The organism is Stenotrophomonas sp. KH_036_B, assembly GCF_057839485.1.
The window spans coordinates 2388572-2409183 of the sequence record NZ_CM174491.1 but is presented as its reverse complement, the minus strand read 5'-3'; the positions used below and the strand labels follow the sequence as shown (position 1 = coordinate 2409183).

The window sequence follows — 20612 nt, the reverse complement described above, 5'->3', positions numbered from 1 at the left end:
ATGAGCGGCACCCTCGGCCTGGACCTCGGGCTGCTGGTGCTGCGGGTGGCCGCCGGCGGATTCCTGCTGCCACACGCGCTGGGCAAGCTGTTCGGCTGGTTCGGTGGCCCCGGCCTGGCCGGGTTCGCCGAGGAACTGCGCGGCTTCCGCCTGCCGGCCCCCGCACCGCTGCCGCTGCTGCTGGCCACGGTGCAGGTGATGTGCGGGCTGGCCGTGCTGCTGGGCTGGCAGACCCGTGTCGCCGCGATCATCGCGGCGCTGTTCCTGGCGTCCACCGCCGTGCTGGCGCTGCCCAAAGGCTGGTTCTGGATGCGCGGCGGCATCGAATATCCGCTGTTCTGGACGCTGGCCCTGTGCGCCATCGCCCTGGCCGGCCCCGGCGCACTCGCGCTGCAGACCTGAGCGCAATGCCGCCCCTGTCCCCGGAGACCCCCATGACCACGCTGCTCATCCGCAATGCCCGCATCACCACCCTGGACCCGCGCGTGCCGCAGGCCGACGCGCTGGCGGTGGTGGACGGCCGCATCGCCGCCATCGGCGCGGAAGCCGAGGTGCGCGCCGGGTTGATCGACGCTACCGTCATCGACGCCGCCGGCCGCCGCCTGGTGCCCGGCCTCAACGACAGCCATACCCACCTCATCCGTGGCGGGCTCAACTACAACCTGGAGCTGCGCTGGGACGGGCTGCGTTCGCTGTCCGATGCGATGGCCATGCTGAAGGCTCAGGTGGACAACACGCCGGCCCCGCAATGGGTACGCGTGGTCGGTGGGTTCACCGCCGAGCAGTTCGTCGAGAAGCGTCTGCCCACGCTGGCCGAACTCAATGCCATCGCGCCGGATACGCCGGTCTTCCTGCTGCACCTGTACGACCGCGCGCTGCTCAACCGTGCCGCACTGCGTGCCTGTGGCTACGACAGGAACACCCCGGACCCGCCCGGCGGCCAGATCGCGCGCGACAGTCTGGGCAATCCGACCGGACTGCTGCTGGCCAAGCCGAATGCGCTGATCCTGTATGCCACGCTGGCCAAGGGGCCGCGCCTGCCGATCGAATACCAGTCCAATTCCACGCGGCACTTCATGCGCGAGCTGAACCGGCTGGGCATCACCTCGGTGATCGACGCCGGCGGCGGCTTCCAGAACTACCCCGAGGACTACCAGGTCATCGAGCAGCTGCACCGCGACGGCGATCTCACCGTGCGCATCGCCTACAACCTGTTCACCCAGAACAAGGGCGGGGAAGTGCAGGACTTCCAGCACTGGAGCGAGATCGTGGCCCCGCGCCAGGGCGACGATCTGCTGCGCCACAACGGTGCCGGCGAGATGCTGGTGTTCTCCGCCGCCGACTTCGAGCTGTTCAACGAGCCGCGTCCGGAGCTGCCGCCGGGCATGGAGCCGGAGCTGGAACAGGTGGTCAGGCTGCTGGTCGAGAAGCGCTGGCCGTTCCGCATCCACGCCACCTACGACGAGAGCATCGACCGCATCCTCGATGTTTACGAGCAGGTCAACCGCGAGGTCCCGTTCGACGGCCTGCACTGGTTCATCGACCACGCCGAGACGATCACCCCGCGCAACATCGACCGCATCCGCGCGCTGGGCGGTGGCCTGGCCATCCAGCACCGCATGGCGTACCAGGGCGAGGCCTTCGTGCAGCGCTATGGCGCCGAGGCCGCCCGGCATACCCCGCCGGTGCGGCGCATGCTGCAGGCCGGCGTGCCGGTCGGCGCCGGCACCGACGCCACCCGCGTGGCGAGCTACAACCCGTGGGTGGCGCTGTCGTGGCTGGTCACCGGGCGCACGGTGGGCGGGCTGTCGCTGTATGGCGAGGAGAACCTGCTCGAGCGCGAGGAAGCGCTGCGCCTGTGGACCCAGGGCAGTGCCTGGTTCTCGGGCGATGAAGCCAACAAAGGCACGCTGGCGGTGGGCCAGCTGGCCGACTTCTGCGTGCTGTCGTCGGACTTCTTCGCGGTGGACGACGCGGCCATCGCCGACATCACCAGCGTGCTGACCGTGGTCGGCGGACGGGTCGTGCATGGCGAAGGCGAGTTCGGTCCGCTGGCACCCACGCTGCCGCCGGCGATGCCGGACTGGTCGCCGGTCAACCGCTTCGGCGGCTATCACGTCGGCGGTGCCGCCACCGGCCTGGTCGCGCAGACGCATGGCCATGTGCACGCGCATGGCGCAACCGCGTGCCGCACCCATGCGCACGGCCATGCTGCCGCGCATGCCGTGCCCACCGATGCGCCGAACGCGTTCTGGGGCGCACTGGGATGTTCGTGCTTCGCGTTCTGAGCCTGGGGCTGGCGGCATCGCTGCCGTCACTGGCGGTGGCGTGCGAGGACGGTGCGGCCGATCGCTGCCTTGCGCTGGAGGGCGGTGGCGAGATGCAGCTGGATGCCTCGCTGCGCCTGCGTGGCATGTATTACGACCCGACCCGCTTCGGGATACACGGGCGTGAGGATGGCTATGGACTGCTGCGCGCGCTGAGCGCGGTGGCGGTGCGGCGGGGTGCTTGGGACGGCCTGGTGCAGCTGGGCGTACATGCCGAGCAGGGCCGCGATGGCGGACCGGGCGGCACCGATCGTGGCGCGCTGGACCTGCAGCAGGGCTATGTGCGCTGGCAGGGCGAGCAGGTGTCCTGGCAGCTCGGCCGGCAGGAAGCGGCGTACGGCAGTTCGCGGCTGCTGTCGGTACGCGACGGCCCCAACATCCGGCTGGCCTTCGATGGCGTGCGTGGGCGCTGGCAACAGGGCGCGTTCAAGCTCGATGTGATGGCGCTGCGTCCGGTCGACAACCGCATGGGCGCGTTCGACGACCGCGGCGACCGCGGCCAGTACCTGCTCGGCAGCTATGCCACCTGGCACGCGGTGCGGCCCGGCAACGGCGTGGACCTGTATCTGCTGGGCTATGGACGCGACGGTGCACGCTTCGCCAGTGCGGTGGGCGATGAGCGCCGCACGTCGCTGGGGACGCGATGGTTCGCACTGCAGCCACGCTGGGACGCCAACATCGAGCTGGTGGCCCAGCGCGGCACGCTCGCGGGCGGGCAGGGCAACCTGGCCATCCGCGCCTGGACCCTGGCAAGCGACAGCGGCGTGCGCTGGCCGGGCGTGGCCTGGCAGCCGCGGCTCGGGGTGAAGCTGGACATCGCCAGTGGCGACCGCAACGCGCAGGATGGCCGCTTGAACACCTTCAACGCGATGTACCCGAAATCGGCGTACTTCAGCGAGGCAAGCCTGCTGGCGCCGGCCAACCTGATGGATGTGCAGCCCACCCTGACGCTGACGCCGCGCGCGGACCTGAGTACCGAGCTCGGCGTGCAGCTGGCCTGGAAGCACCGGCGCAGCGACGCCATCTACACCACGCCGGCGCCGCTTTCGGCGGTGCCTGGCACGGCCGGAACCCCGCGGCGGATCGGCCAGCAGTACAAGTGGGAAACCCGCTGGAAGGCCAGCGACCACTGGACCTGGCAAGGCCAGCTGGCCTGGTTCGACGCCGGCCCCGGCCTGCGTGCGGCCGGCGGCCGCGACACCCTGTTTGCATCGGTAGTAGGAGCATGGCAATGGTAGAGACGACTCCGAGCGCCGCCCCCGGCGCGTGGTCCCCCCTGAAGATCCGGCTGTTCCGCGCGATGTGGCTGGCCATTCTCGGCAGCAATGTCGGCACCTGGGTCAACGACGTCGCCGCGGCGTGGGTCATGGCCGAGCGCACCGGGTCGCCGTTGATGGTGGCGCTGGTGCAGTCGGCCACCACCGTGCCGGTGGTGCTGCTGGCCCTGGTGGCCGGCACCCTGGCCGACATCGTCGACCGCCGCCGCTTCCTGCTGTTCACCCAGGGCTGGATGCTGCTGGTGGCGGCCACGCTGGCCACGCTCACGGCCCTGTCGATGCTCACTCCGCCGCTGCTGGTGGCGCTGACCTTCGCCATGGGCTGCGGCGCGGCCATGGGCATGCCCGCGCAGGCGGCCATCGTGTCCGAGCTGGTGCCGCGCCCGATGCTGGCCTCGGCGGTGGCCCTGAACTCCATCGGCATCAACATCGCGCGCTCGCTCGGCCCGGCCATCGGCGGCCTGATCGTGGCGCAGCTGGGCGCCGGCTGGGCGTTCGGCCTCAACGCGCTGAGCTTCGCGGCGATGCTGTGGGTGCTGTTCCGGTGGGTACCCGATGCCCACGTATCCAGCCTGCCCCCCGAGGGCTTCGGCGCGGGCCTGCGCGCCGGCCTGCGCTACGCGTTGCGTGCCGGCCGCCTGCAGGCGGTGCTGATCAAGTCGGCCGGGTTCTTCTTCTTCGCCAGCGCGCTCACCGCGCTGCTGCCGCTGGTGGTCCGCGCCGAGCTGCATGGTGGGGCCGGCACCTACGGGCTGCTGTTGGGCTGCATCGGCATCGGCGCGGTCACCGGCGCGCTGGTCCTGCCCAGCCTGCGGGCGCGCCTGGACCGCGACCTGCTGGTGCTGCTGGCCACGTTGGCCTGCGCACTGAGCCTGTTCGGGCTGGCCTGGCTGCGGCACATGGCGCTGTTGCCGCTGGCCATGCTGGTCAATGGCTTCGCCTGGATCACCGTGCTTTCCTCGCTGCAGATCGCGGCGCAGACGGCGGTGCCTGCCTGGGTCCGCGCGCGTGCGCTGTCGCTGTACATCATGGTGTTCTCGCTGGGCATGGCGGCAGGCGGCCTCAGCTGGGGCAGCATCGCGCAGCGCACCTCGATTCCGCTCGCCTTGACGGCGGCCGCCATCGGCGCGGTGGTCGCCGGGCTGCTGGTATGGCGCGTCCGCATCGCCGGCAGCGAGGACCTCGACCTGCGCCCGGCCGGTCACTGGCCCGCACCGGAGCTGGCGGTGCCGGTCACGCATGACCGTGGCCCGGTGCTGATCACCGTGGAATACCACATCGATGAGGGCGACCGCGCCGCGTTCCATCGCCTGCTGGGTGAGCTGGGCCGGACCCGCCGCCGGGACGGGGCGGTGATCTGGGGCGTTGCCGAAGACGTGGCGACGCCCGGCGTCCACCTGGAGTATTTCGTGACCCCGTCCTGGATCGAACACCTTCGCCAGCATGAGCGGGTGACGGCCGAAGACCGCGCGTTGCAGGACAAGGTGCGGGCGTTGCACCGTAACGAACACGCGCCGATCGTGCGGCATTTCGTGGGCGGCAGCGGGGCATTGACCGGGTTGCACCCGGGTCATGATCATGCGGCGTTGGGGTGAGGACCGTGAGCGCGCGGACCGGTACGCCACGGCCCATGCCACCTTCTTAACCGCAATGCGCGTATCGTCGGCGCTCTTTGAGCAGGAGCGGGTGCATGCGTTGGATCGTGTTGTTGGCCGCATTGGCCATGCCGACGGTGGCGTGGTTTTCCCAGACCGGTCAGTTCGGCCCGACCAATGGTGCGATCTCCGACCGCTACCCCACGCTGCTGGTCGCGGCCGGTTACGCGTTCTCGATTTGGGGCGTGATCTTCCTCTGGAACGTGCTGTTCGGGCTGTGGCAGCTGCGCCGCCGCAAGCCCGATGACAACGCCCGCGTGCGTGGTTGGGCCGCCGCCGGCTTCGTGCTGACCGCGGCGTGGATGCCGGTGTTCTCCAACCAGTGGTTCATTCCCGCGCTGCTGATCATCTGGACGGCGCTGCTGTGCCTGCTGGTGGCCGCGACGCGCGCGGCACCGGCCACCGCCAGTGCCGGGCAACGTGCGTTCGCCGCCTATCCGCTGGCCCTGCACGCCGGCTGGCTGACCATGGCCGCCTTCCTCAACACCGCCCAGGTGATCGTGGCCTATCAGTGGCTGCCCACCGGCAACATGCTTGCGTGGAGCCTGGTGCTGCTGGCGCTGGCCACGCTGCTGGCCTGGACCATGAACTACCGGCTGCGCGGCCACTTCGCCTATCCGGCGGCGGTGGTGTGGGCGCTGGCCGGGGTGTACGTGAAGCAGTCGGACTGGCGCCTGCCGGGGGCCGATACCGTGGCCGTGCTGGCGGTGGCCATCGCCGCGCTGCTGGTGCTGCAGACCCTGCTGCTGCGCGCGCGTGCCTGGCGTACGCCGCGGCCGGGCGTGGTCGCCGCACACCGCCACCGCCGTTGAATCCTGCCGGTTGCGGCCGGCGCAGTCTGTATTCGTAGAAGGAGACCCCCCATGCGCGTTGCATTGCATGAGCAGTTTGGTGACCCCACCGTGGTCCTGCACGGCGGCGAGATGCCCACCCCGGAACCCGCTGCAGGCGAGGTGCGGATCCGCACCGTGCTGGCGCCCATCCACAACCATGACCTGTGGACGGTGCGCGGCCAGTACGGCTACAAGCCCACGCTGCCGGCGATCGGTGGCAGTGAGGGCACCGGCGTGATCGACGCGGTGGGCGAGGGCGTCAGTGGCCTGCAGATCGGCCAGCGCGTGAGCGCCGCGTCGGTGCACGGCACCTGGGCCGAGCACTTCATCGCCCCGGCGCGGATGGTGATTCCGATGCCGGACAGCATCGATGACAACACCGCCGCGCAGTTGATCGCCATGCCGCTGAGCGCGCTGATGCTGCTCGAATTCCTGCGGGTGGAGCCGGGCCAGTGGATCCTGCAGAACGCGGCCAACGGCGCGGTCGGCAAGGCGCTGGCGATGCTGGCCAAGGCCCGTGGCGTGCACTGTCTCAACCTGGTGCGCCGCGATGCCGGCGTGGCCGAAATGGAGGCGCTGGGCATCGACACCACCGTGTCCACCGCGCAGCCGGACTGGATGGCGCAGGTGCAGGCCCGGGTGGGCGCGGGCGCGATTGTCGCGGCGGTGGATTCGGTCGGCGGCCGCGCCAGCAGCGAGCTGATGACCCTGCTCGCCGACGGCGGCACGCTGGTGTCGTTCGGTTCGATGACCGGCGAGCCGATGCAGCTCAGCTCCGGCGACGTGATCTTCAAACAGGCCACGGTGAAGGGCTTCTGGGGCAGCAAGGTCAGCCAGGCGATGGCGCCGGACGACAAGCGCCGGCTGGTCGGCGAACTGCTGAAGCTCGCGGCGGCAGGTGGCCTGAACCTGCCGGTGGACGGGGTGTTCGGCCTGGAACAGATCGCCGAGGCGGCCAAGTCCAGCCTGCAACCCGGCCGCAACGGCAAGGTACTGCTGCGCCCGTAAGGGGCGTGTGCGGCGGCGGGATGCGCCGCTACCCCCGGAGCGCCTCGATGACCACGCGCAGCGCGCTGGAGGACTGGCGACGGCTCGGGTAGTAGGCGTGGAAGCCGGCAAAGACATCGCACCAGTCCGCCATGACCCGATGCAGGCGGCCGGCGGCGATGTCTTCCAGCACCATCTCCTCCAGCAGGTAGGCCAGGCCCGCGCCGGCCAGCGCGGCGCGGTGGATGGCCACGCTGCTGTTGAACGTCCATTGCCCGTCCACGCGCACGTTGACGTTCTGGCCGTCCTTGTGCAGATCCCACACCATCAGGCCCCCGTGGGTGGGCAGGCGCAGGCCGATGCAGTCGTGCGCGGCCAGGTCCGCCGGTACCTGCGGCGCGGTGTGGTGCTTGAAGTAGCCGGGGCTGGCGACGATCGCCATGCGCTGCGGTCCGCTGATCGGCACCGCGATCATGTCCTGCGCCACGCGGTCGCCGAGCCGGATGCCGATGTCATAGCGCTGCGCCACGATGTCGGCCAGCCCGTAGTCCACGGTGAGCTCGACCTTCAGGTCGGGGTAGCGCGGCAGCACGGCCGCCAACCGTGGCCAGACGATCGCGTTGGCCACGTGTTCGGAGCTGGTGATGCGGATGGTGCCGGCCGGATGGTCGCGGTACTCGGCGATGGCGGCCAGCTCCAGCTCGATCTCTTCCAGCCGTGGCCCCACGCTCTCGTACAGGCGTTCACCGGCCTCGGTCATCGACACGCTGCGGGTGGTTCGGGTCAGCAGCCGTACCCCCAGTCGTTCCTCCAGTCCGCGCACGGTATGGCTCAGCGCGGACTGGGAGACGCCCAGTTGCGCGGCGGCGCGGGTAAAGCTGCGCTCGCGCGCCACCGTGACGAAGACCTGCAGGTCGTTGAAGTTCTCGCGTGCCATCGGGCGGGGGCAGGGGACGCATGGCAGTCATGCACCCACATCATGGGCGCGCGCCATTGATGAACTCAAGCGGTGAACCCTCAACAGCCGATGGCGGCAGGGTCCCTGTCACCTTGCTCCCTAGCGCCGGGCGCTGCGAGGCAACGTGGCACGCGCGTACAGGCTAAAATCGGCGTTCTTCCGAGACAACCGCGAGCCCTGCCATGAACGACACCCGCTTCTATCCCATCGGTACCCCGGGCCAGCCCTGGGGCGCGGCCGAGAAGGCGGAATGGCGGGCGCGTCACGTGCCGGTGCGGCGTTATGCCGACGATGTGCTGCCGGTGCTGGAGGCACTGCGCGACCGGTTCGACGTGGTGCAGTACGGCACGCTCGACTACGCGCCGGACCGCTATCCGCTGTTCGCCGTGCGCAGCCGTGACTGGGACCTGGCGTTGCCGTCGGTGCTGGTCACCGGTGGCGTGCACGGCTACGAAACCAGCGGCGTGGAAGGCGCGCTGCAGTTCCTGGCGACCCGCGCGGCGGACTACGCCGGCCGCGCCAACGTGCTGGTGGCGCCGTGCGTGAGCCCCTGGGGCTATGAGCGCATCCAGCGCTGGAATGCCGATGCGATCGACCCGAACCGCTCGTTCGTGGCCGACAGCCCGGCGCAGGAATCGGCGGCACTGATGGCGCTGGTGGCACCACTGCGCGAGGGCATGCGCATGCATATCGACCTGCATGAGACCACCGACAGCGACGAGAGCGAATTCCGCCCGGCACTGGCCGCCCGCGATGGCAAGCCGTTCGAGCCGGGCGGCATTCCGGACGGCTTCTATCTGGTGGACGACAGCGAGAACCCGCAGCCGGCGTTCCAGCAGGCGGTCAATGCAGCGGTGGGGCAGGTGACGCATATCGCGCCGGCTGACGCGCATAACGAAATCATCGGATCACCGGTCGTCGCCCCGGGGGTGATCGAGTATCCGCTGAAGAAGCTGGGGCTGTGCGCCAGCATTACCGGCGCGACCTACACCACGACCACCGAGGTGTACCCGGACAGCCCGCGCGCCACGCCGCAGCAGTGCAACGATGCGCAGGTCGCGGCGGTGTGCGCGGCGATCGAGTACGCGCTGGCGCACTGATCCACCCGGAGCGGGCCGTCAGCGGAACAGCTGGTTCAGCACGGCGCCGCTGGCCGCATCGGCGAAGCCGTCGAAGCGGCCTTCGTCGTGGATCTGTTGCGCGGCGCGCATCAGGCCGCCCCAGGCGGTGCGCGCCATGGCGCCGCCGACGCTGACCCGGCGCACCCCCATCGCGGCGATGTCCTGCAGCGTGAACGGTACTGCGCCGCCGACCAGCAGGTTCACCGGCTTCGGCGCGACGGCGGCGACGACGGCCTCGATCTGTTCGCGGGTGCTGATGCCTGGCGCATACAGGCAGTCTGCGCCTGCCTGGGCGTAGGCCCGCAGGCGCGTGATCGTGTCGTCCAGGTCGGGCCGGCCGACGAAGAAGTTCTCGGCGCGCCCGATCAGCAGCACGTCTTCGCCGGAGCGGTCGATCGCGGCGCGGGCGGCGCGCATGCGGGATACGGCGTCGTCCAGCGGCCGCAGCGGATGCAGCGGATCGCCGCTGGCGTCTTCGATGGAGATGCCGGCGACACCGGTCGCGATGGCACGCGCCACCGCGTCTTCGACGCCAGCGCCATCGGTGCCGAAGCCATCGCCGACGTCGGCGTTCACCGGCAGCGGTGTTGCCGCGACCAGGTCGCGCAGGTGGGCGAGGGTCTCGTCCAGCGACAGCTGGCCATCCGCGCGTCCGAGGCTCCACGCCACGCCCGAACTGGTGCTGGCGAGGGCCTTGAAGCCCAGGCCATGCAGGTAGCGGGCGCTGCCGATGTCCCACGGATTGGGCAGCACGAAGCAGCCATCGGCGTGCAGGGCGCGGAAGGCGGCGCGGCGGTGGTTGAGATCATCGGACATGGGGTGGCCTTGCCTCGGGAGCGTGGTGGCATCGTAGGCGGTTTACCGCCGCCACGCAGGGCGTGGCTCTACGCTGTCGGCCGCCGTGTCACGCGCGGACCCACCTCGCGCTCACGCCCACCAGCAGCAACGCCGCAGCGACCGCACAAAAGGCGACGACCAAGCTGCTGCCCTGCGCGACGAACCCGATCAACGCCGGCCCGGCCAACACCCCGGCATACCCCAGGGTGGTGATCGCCGGGATGGCGAGGCTTTCCGGCATCGCCTTCTGGTTGCCGGCCATGGAAAACAGCGCCGGCACGATGTTGGCGCAGCCCAGGCCGATCAGCGCGTAGCCCGCCAGTGCCGGCAGCAGCGCGCTGGCGAAGGTGGCGATGCCGAAGCCGGCGGCGGCGACGATGCTGCCGAGCAGGATCGCGCGCAGGCGGCCAAGCTTGGCCACCACGCCATCGCCAACCAGGCGGGTAATGGTCATGGCGATGGCAAAGGTCATGAAGCCGAGGCCGGCGCGGTCGGGTGGCACCCGCTGCACTTCATGCAGGAACACCGCGCTCCAGTCGAGCATGGCGCCTTCGGCAAGGAAGGCGATGAAGCACAGCACGCCGATGGCCAGCACCACGCCGTGCGGTACCGCGAACAACGGGGCGCCGCTCGGTGCGCGGTCGCGCCGCCAGTACGGCACCGATACCACCAACACCCCGACCATCGTGATCGACGCGAGCACGCACACCCACAGCGGTGGCAACCGCAGTGACAGCAACACGGTCATTGCCGCGGCGCCGACCGCACCGCCGATGCTGTAGAACGCGTGGAAGCCGGACATCATCGGGCGCCCGCTGTCGCGCTCGACCATTACCGCCTGGATGTTCATCGTGCAGTCGCAGGCGCCTACACCCGCGCCGAACACGAACAGCGCCAGCCCCAGCGTCCAGGGCGAGGGCGCAATGGCGAGCAGCGGCAGGCTGGCCATCACCATCAGCAGGGTGACGATCATCACCGCGCGGCAGCCATGGCGGGCCGCGAGAATGCCGGCCAGTGGCATGGCCAGCAGCGAGCCGGCCCCCAGGCACAGCAGCACCAGGCCCAGCGTGCCCTCGTCCAGGCCGGTGCGGGTCTTGGCGAACGGCACCAGCGGCGCCCATGCCGCGGTGGCAAAGCCGGGCAGGAAGAAGGCGGCGCGGGTGGCATGCTGTTCGGCGCGCGCGGCGCGGGCAGGCAAGGCGGTGACGGTCATCGTGGCAACCTCAGTACGGCGCAGCGCGCTGGATGTCGATGCCGCGGCGCTGGAAGGCCTGCACCTGCGCATCGGGGGCATCGTGTTCGATCACGAGCAGGTCGATCTGCTCGGCCCCGACCACGCGGTACGCTGCCTGCGTGCCGAGTTTGTCGTTGGTGGCCACCGCAATGCAGCGGCTGCTCGCTGCCAGCAGGGCGCGCTTGAGAGGGGCCTCTTCGCCATCGATGGCCCACAGGCCTGCTTCCGCATCCACCGCACAGGTGCCGATGAAGCACAGGTCGGCACGCAGGCCGCTCACCGCTTCCAGGGCCTGCGCGCCGATGCACGCGCCCGCGCGCGGGTCCAGCCGCCCGCCGATCAGGCTGACCTCGATCCCGCCACGGGCCATCAGCGCCAGCGCGATGTCCGGTGCGTTGGTGATCACATGCAGGCCCTGCTGCTGCGGCAGGCAGGCGGCAATGGCGCTGTTGGTGGACCCGGCATCGAGCAGGATGCAGTTGCCCGGACGCACCTGCGCCACCGCCGCGGCAGCCAGTGCGCGTTTCTGCGCGGCCTGCTGTGCGTGCCGCGCGGGCAGGGGCGGGAAGTCCGGCGCGGCCGGCAGTGCGCCACCGTGGACCTTGCGGCACAGCCCCTGGCTGGCCAGATCGCGCAGGTCGCGGCGGATGGAGTCTTCGGAGACGGCCATCTGCAGCGCCAACTGCGCCGAAAACACCCGCCCCTGTTCGCGCAGCAGGCGGAGAATGGTCTGTTGGCGTTCCCCAGGCAGGGTGTCGGGTGTCATGGGCGGGTCTCGGTAGGGGCCGTGGCCGGGGCATTCGTGCAAGTACAGGCGCGAACACGCAGCGGATCGGGCCGAAGTCTACCCGATATGCGCACAAACATGCATTAACGTGCATGCGCGTGCACGACCCTCAGTCCGGACGCTCCAGCTCAGGCACCAAGAGCGCCGCCATCCAGTCCATGAACGCCGCCACCCGGCGCGGCAGATGGCGGCGCTGCGCGTACAGCAGCGTGACCGGCATGGGCTCGGACACGCACTGCGGCAGCACCTGCACCAGCTCCCCCGTGGCCAGTGCCCGGCGCGCGCCCAGGCGCGGGACCTGGATGATGCCCAGCCCGGCCAGCGCCGCCGCGCTGTAGGCCTCGCCGCTGTTGACCGTGACCGCGCCACGCATCGGCAGGCAGCGGTAGTCCTCGCCATCGTGGTACTCGAAGCCCGGCGAGCGCTGGCCCAGCGTGCCCACGTAGTGGACCAGTGCGTGCGTCGCCAGGTCGTCCAGCGTCTGCGGCACGCCGTGCACGGCGAGGTAGCCCGGGCTGGCACAGTTGACGATGTGCATCACGCCCAGCGGGCGCGCCACCAGGGTGTTGTCGTCCAGCGGGCCGACCCGCACCACGCAGTCGAAGCCCTCGCGGACCAGGTCGACGCGGCGGTCGGTGCCGCTCAGCTCGATCTCCAGTTCCGGATGCAGGGCCAGGAACACCGGCAGGTGCGGAACCACCAGCTGGCGGGCCAGGCCGCTGGACATGTCCACGCGCAGGCGGCCCTTGAGCTGGCCGGTGTCGCGGCGGAACATGCCCTGCAGCTCTTCCATGTCATCGAGGAGGTCGCGGGCGCGCTGCTGGAACTGGGCGCCGTCGGCGCTGAGCCGTACCCGCCGCGTGGTGCGATGCAGGAGCTGCACGCCCACCTCGGCTTCCAGCCGCTGCACGGCCAGCGATACGCTGGCCTTGGGCAGGCCGAGCTGGTCGGCGGCGGCCGTGAAGGAGCCCAGTTCTGCAACGCGCAGGAAGCTGCGCAGCTGGTCGAGCCGATCCATCGATTGTTCGCTCTGGTTGGACAGTCAAATCAGGATCGCGCGATTTATGCGGAGCCGCAATATCAATAGTCTGCTTCCACCCCCTCAAGGAGACCGACATGACCGCTTCCCACCGTACCGTACTGATCACCGGCGGCAGCCGTGGCCTGGGCCGCAACGCGGCACTGGCGCTGGCCGCCGATGGCGCCGACATCATCCTGACGTACCGCAACCAGGCCGACGCCGCCAACGAGGTTGTCGCCGCGATTGAGGCACTGGGCCGGCGTGCGGCGGCACTGCCGCTGGACATGGCCGACAGCAACGGCTTCGCCGCGTTCGCAGCGGCGGTGCAGGCGCAGCTGCAGGCCTGGGGCGAAACGGCGCTGCAGGGGCTGCTCAACAATGCAGGGGAGGGCCTTTACGCCAGCATCGCCGACACCACCCCGGCACAGTTCGACCACCTGGTGGCCGTGCATCTGAAAGGCCCGTTCTTCCTGACCCAGGCGCTGCTGCCGCTGCTGGCCGACGGCGGCCGCATCCTCAACGTGTCCAGCGGCCTGGCCCGCTTCTCGCTGCCGGGCAGTTCGGCCTACGCAATGATGAAGGGCGGCATTGAGGTCTTCAGCCGTTACCTGGCCAAGGAACTGGGTGCGCGCGGCATCAGCGCCAACACGCTGGCGCCGGGCGCAATCGAAACGGATTTTGGCGGTGGGCACGTGCGCGACGACGAGAAGATCAACGCGATGGTGGCGGGCAATACGGCCCTGGGGCGTGCCGGCAAGCCGGATGACATCGGCCCGGTGGTGGTGGCGCTGCTGTCACCGCAGACCGGCTGGATCAACGCGCAGCGGGTGGAAGCGTCGGGCGGCATGTTTGTCTGACTGCGAACGCGTTGCATTCGCGGCAAGCCGGTATGATGGCCGGTCTTGCCGCCGTTGCCGAGATCGTCTTGCGCGCTACTGTTCCGATGCATCCGATGGGTCGTGTATTTGCTGTTGTGGCCCTGTTTGAAGCGTTCACCTGGGCCGGCCTGCTGGTCGGCATGTACTGGAAGTACCACGCGGCGGTGCCGACCACCGCCGGCGTGGCGCTGTTCGGGCCGGTGCACGGCGTGGCCTTCATGGTCTACGTGGTGGTCACCGTGCTGGCGGCGGTGAAACTGCGTTGGCCGTGGTGGGCCGCAGGGCTGGCACTGCTCGCCGCCGTGCCGCCGCTGGTGACCTTGCCGCTGGAGTGGTGGTTCAAGCGGCGCGGGCTGTTGTCCGCCCGCTGACCCGCTGCATGCGTGGCCAGGCAGGGACTGGCACGACGGCGCAGGGTAGAGCCACGCCCTGCGTGGCTGCTCTCCTGTCACCATTCATAGCTCATTCCCAGCTGCGCGGTGCGCTGTCGATAACCCTGGCCCTGCTGCAGCGCCAGGCCGGCCCAGGCGCCCAAGCCGCCGGCGAAGGTGATCGATGCGCCCGCGCTGACTTCGCCGCGGTCGCGCGGGATGCGCGCATCGACACGCTCATCGTCCATGAGTACGCGCGCATCCGCACCGGTGCGCAGCCAATGGGCCGCGATATACGGCTGCACGCGTGCGGCCGAGCCCTCCCAGCGGGTCACCCCGGAGACGCGCACACCAACCCGGCCGAAGACGCCGTTGGCGTCGTCGCTGGTCATCACCGTGCCGTTCTGTTCGCGGTGCTGCACGTCATTCCAGCGGGTGTACCCGACCTGCAGCTGCGGCTCCACGAACAGCATGCTGGCGCTGCCCGAACGGCCGATGCGGAAGGCATGACCCACTTCCAGCGCGCCCTGCCACGCGCGGCTGTCGTAGCGTTCGGTGGCCAGTGCGGTGCCTTCCACCCGGTTGCTGAAGCGGGCGTGCTGCAGCGAGCCGTCCAGGTAGAAGCCGCCGTAGGGGTCGCCGTTGCCGCCGGCACGCCAGGTGCCGTAAACGCCCAGCGCGGTGCCGCGGACCTTGCCGCGTGCCGCGTAGCCGGTGAGCTCGCTGGTCGAGGTGCTGCTGGCGTTGCCGCTGGAAAGCATCACGCCCACACCGCTGCCCTGCGGCGTGCGCAGCAATGCGGTGCCCACGCTCAGCGCCTGGCTGCTGCCGTGCACGTCGAGCTGGCGGCTGTCGGCGTCGAAGCGGTTGCGTGAGCCATCCACGCGGGCCCACGCGCGGCCGCCGTTCTGGCCGGCCTCGCGCTCGTGATAGCCGAGCCGGAACATGCCCTCGGCGGCCTGCAGGTTGGCCAGGTAGGCGCCCGGTTCGGGGCGCAGCACCGGAACCGGCTCGGGGTCCGGAGTCGGCGGGTCCACGCACTGCGGCAGCTGCGGGTCGATGACGCACTGGTCGGGCAGGCTGGGCACCTGCTCCAGCGCGGAGCGCAGGTACCAGTTGCCATTGCCGGCGTCCTTGAACAGGAAGTACTCATAGATGCCGCCGACCGCGCGCCCGCTCAGATCGAAGGTGCCGTTGGACGCACCGGCGACATCGATCAGCTCGATGCCCTGGCTGGTCAGTGCGCCGACGCCGCCCACGTTGTTGACCCTGACGTTGGTCTGGCCGCTGCTGTCGCCGCCGATGACCAGCGTGTCCGACGCGGCGTCATCGCCGGCCAGCACCGTGTTGAACACCAGGGTGCCGCCTCCGCCGGCGTAGTCGCCGGTGACCTGCAGCGTGTGGAAGGCGGTGCCGTCGCCGAATTCGATGACCGAGCCACCGCCCACAGTGAGCTGTTGCATCGAACTGTCGCCGGTCAGCAGCCAGCCGGCGCCGTCCAGCTGCACGTCCGTGCCGTTGACGATGGCCCCGCGCAGCGTGGCGCCGTCGGTGAGATTCACATTCACCGTCGCACGGTTGTTGGTGCCTTGGGTCCGCCCGACGATGTCGCCGACGATCTGGGAACCGGCCACGTCCAGATTGGCGGTAGCCAGCGCACCCACATCCAGCGCGACGCCGTTGCCGCCTTCCACGCGCGCGCCGTCGCGCAGGGTGATGTTGGCGTTGCCGCCCAGCTGCATGCTGATCGCCGGCCCGGTGTCGGACCGCACGTTGGAGGCGCTGATGTCGACGGTATTGGTGCCGGCCGCACTGCCGGCCAGGCGTATCGCGCTGGTGCTGCCTTCGATGCTGCTGCCCTGGAGGGCGGTGAAGCGGCCATCGGTGAGATCCACGCCGATCCCGCTGGCGGTGCCGCCGCCGAGGCTGGCGTCACCGCGGATGCGCGTGCCCGAGGCGGTCAGCGTGGCATTGCGGCCCAGCGTGGCCCCGTTGGCCGCGAGGATGCTGGAGTCGAATACCTCGGCGACGGGCGAGGACGGACTGCCGTTCGGGGTGCCGCTCAGGATCAGCCCGGTGCGGCTGGACTGCACGGTGGAGCCGGTCAATAACAGGGTGCCGTCGTCCATGCGGATGCCGGCCGTCGTGCCGGACAGCGTGCTGTTGGTGACCTCAGCGCGGCCGCCGTCCATATCCAGCGCATAGCCGAGGGCGCCGCCGGCACTGCCGTCCGAGCTGGCGGTGACCGTGTCGAGCACCAGCCGGGCACCATCGCTGACCTGCAGCGCTTCGCCGCCGGTGCTGAGGACGGTGTTGCCCAGGATCAGTTCGCTGCCTGCACCGGTGGCGGCGAAGCCGCGACCGGCTGAAGTGACGGTCATCGCGTCGATGCGCATGCGACTGCCGGACGACACACCGCCCGCATCGCTGGCACTGGAGGTGAACACCATCTGCCCGCCGTTGAGGGTGGCCTCGCCGCCGTTGGCGACGCGGATGCCAAACAGCCCGGTCATGTCCACGCCGGTACCGATCACGCGGGCGTTGTCGACCTGGACGCCGCCGGTGGCGCCGCCGGGAGCGATGGTGAGTTCCGCGCCGTCTTCGACGTTCCACAGTTCACGGGCGTCGCCGGGATTGATGGTGTGGGTGCTGCCGGGGCCGGTCAGCGAGCCTGCGCTGGCGGCCAGCGGCAGCGCGGCGAGGGTCAGGGCGATGGCGGTGGACAGCACGCGGCGATGGCCGCACGTGGACGTGAGGTTCATGGCAGGACTCCGTAACGGAACAGGTGGACCGGTAGACCCCCGTAGCACCACAACGCAGTACCAAGGCCCCGGGCAGGATCGGAATGATCCGATTGCGTCCTGTCCTGGACCATGCAACATGTTGCACACGTCACTAATGACTCTCGCCTGTTCAGCATGAGCACGCCTATGTCGAGCGCGCGTGAATAACGTATTCGGCCTTTTGAGCTGCCCGCGACGCTGCGGCGACGGGGTGGGTCGCCGCTATTTCCAGGGAAGACCACGCAGTTGCAGGGTGCGCTGGTGCATCAGCTCGGCGTGCAGTCGGGCATAGCCGTCATCGGTGAAGTCCACCGCCATCGGCGAGCGGGCGGCGCCACCGGCGGCCTGCGCGCGGGCCTGGTCCAGGTCGTCACTGTGCAGGGCCAGGTCGGCCAGCACGATCACCCTGCCAGGCTGCACCTCCACATAGCCGCCGGACACGTACACGTGCAGCGGCGGCTCGGGTTCCACCGGGTACACCGAGACCATGCCCTCGCGCAGGGTGCCCAGCAGGGGCGCGTGCTGCGCCATCACGCCGAAGCGGCCTTCACTGCCGGGCAGGGTCACCTCGCGCACGTCGCCCGTCCACAGCTCACCGACCAGGCTGATGATCTGCAGGGAGAAACCGTGCGCATCGGCAAGCAGCGCGGGCAGGGGAGGTGACGCCATGGCGGGTCTTCGTGGAGGCGTGCCCACAGCTTACCGGGCATGCCGCCCTACCAGTGGTAGTGCACCACGAGCTGCGCGCCGTGCTGGCGGTAGCCGGACGCGTACCGACCCGACCAGGCGGCCGACGCGCCGACGCCAGCAGCGCCCCTGAACGCGGCACCCACACTCAGCTCGCCCCGGTTGCGCGGCAGGCGTGCGTCGACGGTTTCGGCGTCCATCCTCAGGGTGCCCCCGGCGCGCCCACCGGCCCAGTGGGCGGCCACGTAGGGCTGCAGGACGGCCGGGGTGTCGCGCCAGTGCGCAACGGCAGACAGCCGCACGCCGACCCGGCCCAGCAGCCCGCTGTCGTCACCGGCGGTCACGGCCGTGCCATTGCGCTCGGTGTGGCGGATCGTACGCCAGCGGGTATAGCCGACATGCAGCTGCGGTTCGATGTAAACGCTGCCTGGACCCGCGCCGCCCACGCCGAATGCGTGGCCTGCCTCCAGCGCGGCCTGCCAGGCACTGCTGTTGTAGCGCTCGGTGGCCAGCGCGGTGCCCTCGACGCGGTTGGTGAAGCGGACGTGCTGTGCCGATCCATCCAGATGGAAGCCGGTGGCCGCGTCCGTGACCGCACCAGGGCGCCAGGTGGCATACGCGCCCACGGCCGTGCCACGGACCCTGCCGCGTGCGCCGTAGCCGGTCCAGCCGCTGGTGGCGGTGGTCGAGGCGGTGCCACTGCCGATCATCAGCCCTGCTGCGCTGCCCCCGGGGGTACCCAGCACCGTGGCGCCCACGGTCGTGGCCTGGCTGTTGCCGCGCAGCCGCAGCTGCTGCCCCTGCGCGCCGAAGCGGTCGCGCGAGGCGTCCACCCGTGCCCACGCCCGTGCGTTTGGCTGGCCGGTTGCGCGGGCGTGATGGCCCAGCGCGAACATGCCCTCGGCCGCATGCAGATTGGCCAGGTAGACGCCGGCCTCCGGCCGCAGGACGGGAAGCGGTGCCGGCTCCGGATCGGGGTCCGGAACCGGCGCCGGGTCCGGGGTGGGGTCTGGGTCCGGAATGGGATCGGGAACCGGGTCGGGGTCGGGCACGGGATCCGCCACGCATTGGGGCAGGGTCGGGTCGAGCGCGCACTGGTCTGGAAGTGAGGGACCTTCAGGCTCGTCCGGCAGCACCGAGCGCAGGTACCAGTGCCCGTCTTCGCTGCCCTTGAACAGAAAGTACTCGTACTGACCGCCGACCGCCCGGCCGCTCAGGTCAAAGCTGCCGTTGGAGGCGCCGGCCACCTGGATCAAGGGAATGCCGCGCCCGGTCTGCGCGCCCGCGCCGCCCATGTTGTTCACGCGTACGTGGGTCTGGCCAGTGCTGTCGCCCTCGATGATCAGCCGGTCGGTGGCGGCGTCGTCGTCGGCGAGCACGGTGTTGAAGATGACGGTGCCGCCGTGGCTCTCATAGTGGCCGGCGACGCGCAGGGTGTGGAACCGGCTGCCGTTGCCGAGCGTGATTGACGCGCCGTCGTCGAGGGACAGCCGCTGCACATTGCTGTCGCCGGCAAGCTGCCATGCGCCGCCCGCCAGATCGAGCTGGTTGCCATTGACGATGGCGCCCTCCAGCTGTGCGCCCTGGCCCAGGTGGATATCCACCTCGGCGCGTTGCGGGCCCGAGGCGTCGACCCGGATGTCGCCAGCGACCGTCGCGTCTTCCACGCGAAGATCAACGCTGGCCCCCGCACCGACACTGAGCGCCACGCCATTGCCCCCCTCGAGCCGCGAGCCGTTGTAGATCTCGATGGTGGCCGTTCCACCGGGCTGCATGTCCATGGCCGGGCCGGTCTCCGACGTCACCGACGAGCGGTCAAGGCTGACGCTGCTGCTGCCTTCGCCGCTGCCGGAGAGGCGGATGCCGGTGTTGAAGCCGGATATGTGGGCCCCGTCGCTGGCCAGCAGCGTGGAATCGCTGAGGTGCATGCCGATACCGCCGTCGGGCAGGGTGCTCTCCGCTGCCGAGACGCGCGTGCCGCCCAGCAGGAGCGACGCGTTCGCGACGCTGGCGCCGACCGCTCCGGTGAGGCTCCCGCGGCTCATGCGTGCGATGGGGGCCACGCCAGGTTCGGCTGCATCACCGGCCAGGATCAGGGCGGTGCCCTGGGCCGAGTCGAGCATTGTGTCGAATGTCACCAGGCTGCCTGCGTCCATGCGGACGGCCGCGACGTCGCCGGAGACGTAACCATCGGTAAGCTGGGCCTCGCCGCCGCCGGACCCGATCTGGAGGCCGAAGGTGTCCGAGTGCACCTCCAACCGGTCCGCGCCCAGGGTGGCGCCGTTGTCTACCGTCAGCGCCGCACCGGCGGCATGGATCGTGGTGCGGTTCATGTACAGCGCACTGCCGAGGTCGACGACCGTAAAGCCACTGCCCTCCGAGCTCACCGTGACATCGTTGATCGTCGCCGAACTGCGGGAGGCGATGACAGCCGCCACCGCATCGGCCGAGCTCAGGTGCATCTTCCCGGCCGCAATGGAAATACGGCTGTCGTGTGAGGCCCGGATCCCGAACGGACCTGCCATGTCCACGTCCGCGCCCATGAGGTTGGCGTAGTCCAGTTCCACGCCGCCGGTTGCGCCGCCGGGTTCGATGGTGAGGGTGGCGCCGTTGGCCACGGTCCAGGACTCACGGTCATCGCCCGGTTGCACCGTGTGATTGTCCTCGGGTCCAGTCAGTGAGCCGGCCATGGCGGCGGCGGGCAGCGTGGCCAGCGTGAGGGCAATCGCAAAGGGCAGCGTGCGGCGACCGCCGCAGGGAGAAGGGACGTGCATGTGGGGGAGGGCTCGATTGACGGACGAAGGCGCCGGACCCTGCCGCAGCACTGCAGCGGTGGTGGTCGGGTCGGGGCAGCGC

The 20612-nt window shown here is 70.2% G+C and carries 17 protein-coding genes; 9 read left to right on the top strand and 8 right to left on the bottom strand.

Features of this window, described 5'->3' with window-relative positions:
* The 6 genes from AC3ITN_RS10800 (at nt 1) to AC3ITN_RS10775 (ending at nt 7100) form a co-directional block, all read left to right on the top strand.
* A complete protein-coding gene (locus AC3ITN_RS10800; protein ID WP_313341116.1) occupies nt 1–402 on the top strand; it encodes a DoxX family protein in 402 nt (133 codons plus the stop codon).
* A 32-nt stretch (nt 403–434) separates the two neighbouring features.
* Complete coding sequence (locus tag AC3ITN_RS10795) at nt 435–2288, top strand: amidohydrolase (protein ID WP_489390484.1); 1854 nt, start codon at nt 435–437, stop codon at nt 2286–2288.
* Nucleotides 2267–3565: an alginate export family protein gene (locus AC3ITN_RS10790; RefSeq protein WP_489390483.1), complete on the top strand. Its 1299-nt coding sequence runs from the start codon at nt 2267–2269 to the stop codon at nt 3563–3565. The genes AC3ITN_RS10795 and AC3ITN_RS10790 overlap by 22 nt, the downstream gene beginning before the upstream one ends.
* On the top strand, nt 3559–5199 hold the full coding sequence (locus tag AC3ITN_RS10785) for an MFS transporter (protein ID WP_489390482.1): 1641 nt from the start codon (nt 3559–3561) through the stop codon (nt 5197–5199). Before AC3ITN_RS10790 ends, AC3ITN_RS10785 begins: the two co-directional genes overlap by 7 nt.
* A gap of 95 nt (nt 5200–5294) precedes the next feature.
* Nucleotides 5295–6071, top strand: a complete 777-nt coding sequence (locus AC3ITN_RS10780) for a hypothetical protein (RefSeq protein ID WP_313341128.1) — start codon at nt 5295–5297, stop codon at nt 6069–6071.
* Nucleotides 6072–6122: 51 nt separating this feature from the next.
* A complete protein-coding gene (locus AC3ITN_RS10775) occupies nt 6123–7100 on the top strand; it encodes a zinc-binding dehydrogenase (RefSeq protein ID WP_489390481.1) in 978 nt (325 codons plus the stop codon).
* 28 nt (nt 7101–7128) lie between these two features.
* On the opposite strand, the gene AC3ITN_RS10770 is transcribed toward AC3ITN_RS10775, so the two are convergent.
* A complete protein-coding gene (locus tag AC3ITN_RS10770; RefSeq protein WP_489390480.1) occupies nt 7129–8016 on the bottom strand; it encodes a LysR family transcriptional regulator in 888 nt (295 codons plus the stop codon).
* A 203-nt stretch (nt 8017–8219) separates the two neighbouring features.
* Between AC3ITN_RS10770 and AC3ITN_RS10765 the strand changes: the two genes are divergently transcribed.
* Complete coding sequence (locus tag AC3ITN_RS10765) at nt 8220–9137, top strand: M14 family metallopeptidase (RefSeq protein WP_489390479.1); 918 nt, start codon at nt 8220–8222, stop codon at nt 9135–9137.
* Between the two features lie 18 nt (nt 9138–9155).
* Here the strand turns inward: AC3ITN_RS10765 and AC3ITN_RS10760 are convergent, their stop codons facing one another.
* The 4 genes from AC3ITN_RS10760 to AC3ITN_RS10745 all read right to left on the bottom strand — a co-directional run bounded on the left by AC3ITN_RS10760 (nt 9156) and on the right by AC3ITN_RS10745 (nt 13034).
* Complete coding sequence (locus tag AC3ITN_RS10760; RefSeq protein WP_489390478.1) at nt 9156–9974, bottom strand: isocitrate lyase/PEP mutase family protein; 819 nt, start codon at nt 9972–9974, stop codon at nt 9156–9158.
* Nucleotides 9975–10062: 88 nt separating this feature from the next.
* The gene (locus tag AC3ITN_RS10755) at nt 10063–11208 is read right to left on the bottom strand and encodes an MFS transporter (RefSeq protein WP_489390477.1); all 1146 of its coding nucleotides are present in this window, start codon (nt 11206–11208) and stop codon (nt 10063–10065) included.
* 10 nt (nt 11209–11218) lie between these two features.
* The gene (locus tag AC3ITN_RS10750) at nt 11219–11995 is read right to left on the bottom strand and encodes a DeoR/GlpR family DNA-binding transcription regulator (RefSeq protein WP_489390476.1); all 777 of its coding nucleotides are present in this window, start codon (nt 11993–11995) and stop codon (nt 11219–11221) included.
* A 130-nt stretch (nt 11996–12125) separates the two neighbouring features.
* Entirely contained in the window at nt 12126–13034 is a 909-nt protein-coding gene (locus tag AC3ITN_RS10745) for a LysR family transcriptional regulator (RefSeq protein WP_489390475.1), read from the bottom strand.
* Between the two features lie 98 nt (nt 13035–13132).
* On the opposite strand from AC3ITN_RS10745, the gene AC3ITN_RS10740 reads away from it, so the two are divergent.
* Together AC3ITN_RS10740 and AC3ITN_RS10735 are read left to right on the top strand one after the other, a co-directional pair.
* Nucleotides 13133–13894, top strand: a complete 762-nt coding sequence (locus tag AC3ITN_RS10740; RefSeq protein WP_489390474.1) for an SDR family NAD(P)-dependent oxidoreductase — start codon at nt 13133–13135, stop codon at nt 13892–13894.
* A gap of 86 nt (nt 13895–13980) precedes the next feature.
* Nucleotides 13981–14286 carry a DUF3817 domain-containing protein gene (locus tag AC3ITN_RS10735; protein WP_313341887.1) on the top strand — a complete coding sequence of 102 codons (306 nt, stop codon included), beginning with the start codon at nt 13981–13983 and terminating at the stop codon, nt 14284–14286.
* A 77-nt stretch (nt 14287–14363) separates the two neighbouring features.
* Here AC3ITN_RS10735 and AC3ITN_RS10730 read toward each other — a convergent pair whose 3' ends face one another.
* The 3 genes from AC3ITN_RS10730 to AC3ITN_RS10720 all read right to left on the bottom strand — a co-directional run bounded on the left by AC3ITN_RS10730 (nt 14364) and on the right by AC3ITN_RS10720 (nt 20530).
* Nucleotides 14364–17048: an autotransporter family protein gene (locus AC3ITN_RS10730; RefSeq protein ID WP_489390473.1), complete on the bottom strand. Its 2685-nt coding sequence runs from the start codon at nt 17046–17048 to the stop codon at nt 14364–14366.
* A 243-nt stretch (nt 17049–17291) separates the two neighbouring features.
* The gene (gene atpC / locus AC3ITN_RS10725) at nt 17292–17738 is read right to left on the bottom strand and encodes an ATP synthase F1 subunit epsilon (RefSeq protein ID WP_489390472.1); all 447 of its coding nucleotides are present in this window, start codon (nt 17736–17738) and stop codon (nt 17292–17294) included.
* Between the two features lie 47 nt (nt 17739–17785).
* Nucleotides 17786–20530, bottom strand: coding sequence for an autotransporter family protein (locus AC3ITN_RS10720; RefSeq protein WP_489390471.1), 2745 nt, complete (start codon nt 20528–20530; stop codon nt 17786–17788).
* Between the last annotated feature and the right edge of the window lie 82 nt (nt 20531–20612).

Excerpts from the sequence above, each read along its gene's own strand:
- AC3ITN_RS10740 (WP_489390474.1), top strand. The coding sequence starts at position 13,133 with ATGACCGCTTCCCACCGTACCGTACTGATCACCGGCGGCAGCCGTGGC.
- AC3ITN_RS10770 (WP_489390480.1), bottom strand. The coding sequence starts at position 8,016 with ATGGCACGCGAGAACTTCAACGACCTGCAGGTCTTCGTCACGGTGGCG.
- AC3ITN_RS10735 (WP_313341887.1), top strand. The coding sequence starts at position 13,981 with ATGCATCCGATGGGTCGTGTATTTGCTGTTGTGGCCCTGTTTGAAGCG.
- AC3ITN_RS10800 (WP_313341116.1), top strand. The coding sequence starts at position 1 with ATGAGCGGCACCCTCGGCCTGGACCTCGGGCTGCTGGTGCTGCGGGTG.
- atpC (WP_489390472.1), bottom strand. The coding sequence starts at position 17,738 with ATGGCGTCACCTCCCCTGCCCGCGCTGCTTGCCGATGCGCACGGTTTC.
- AC3ITN_RS10780 (WP_313341128.1), top strand. The coding sequence starts at position 5,295 with ATGCGTTGGATCGTGTTGTTGGCCGCATTGGCCATGCCGACGGTGGCG.
- AC3ITN_RS10760 (WP_489390478.1), bottom strand. The coding sequence starts at position 9,974 with ATGTCCGATGATCTCAACCACCGCCGCGCCGCCTTCCGCGCCCTGCAC.
- AC3ITN_RS10775 (WP_489390481.1), top strand. The coding sequence starts at position 6,123 with ATGCGCGTTGCATTGCATGAGCAGTTTGGTGACCCCACCGTGGTCCTG.
- AC3ITN_RS10730 (WP_489390473.1), bottom strand. The coding sequence starts at position 17,048 with ATGAACCTCACGTCCACGTGCGGCCATCGCCGCGTGCTGTCCACCGCC.
- AC3ITN_RS10765 (WP_489390479.1), top strand. The coding sequence starts at position 8,220 with ATGAACGACACCCGCTTCTATCCCATCGGTACCCCGGGCCAGCCCTGG.
- AC3ITN_RS10745 (WP_489390475.1), bottom strand. The coding sequence starts at position 13,034 with ATGGATCGGCTCGACCAGCTGCGCAGCTTCCTGCGCGTTGCAGAACTG.
- AC3ITN_RS10720 (WP_489390471.1), bottom strand. The coding sequence starts at position 20,530 with ATGCACGTCCCTTCTCCCTGCGGCGGTCGCCGCACGCTGCCCTTTGCG.
- AC3ITN_RS10755 (WP_489390477.1), bottom strand. The coding sequence starts at position 11,208 with ATGACCGTCACCGCCTTGCCTGCCCGCGCCGCGCGCGCCGAACAGCAT.
- AC3ITN_RS10785 (WP_489390482.1), top strand. The coding sequence starts at position 3,559 with ATGGTAGAGACGACTCCGAGCGCCGCCCCCGGCGCGTGGTCCCCCCTG.
- AC3ITN_RS10790 (WP_489390483.1), top strand. The coding sequence starts at position 2,267 with ATGTTCGTGCTTCGCGTTCTGAGCCTGGGGCTGGCGGCATCGCTGCCG.
- AC3ITN_RS10795 (WP_489390484.1), top strand. The coding sequence starts at position 435 with ATGACCACGCTGCTCATCCGCAATGCCCGCATCACCACCCTGGACCCG.
- AC3ITN_RS10750 (WP_489390476.1), bottom strand. The coding sequence starts at position 11,995 with ATGACACCCGACACCCTGCCTGGGGAACGCCAACAGACCATTCTCCGC.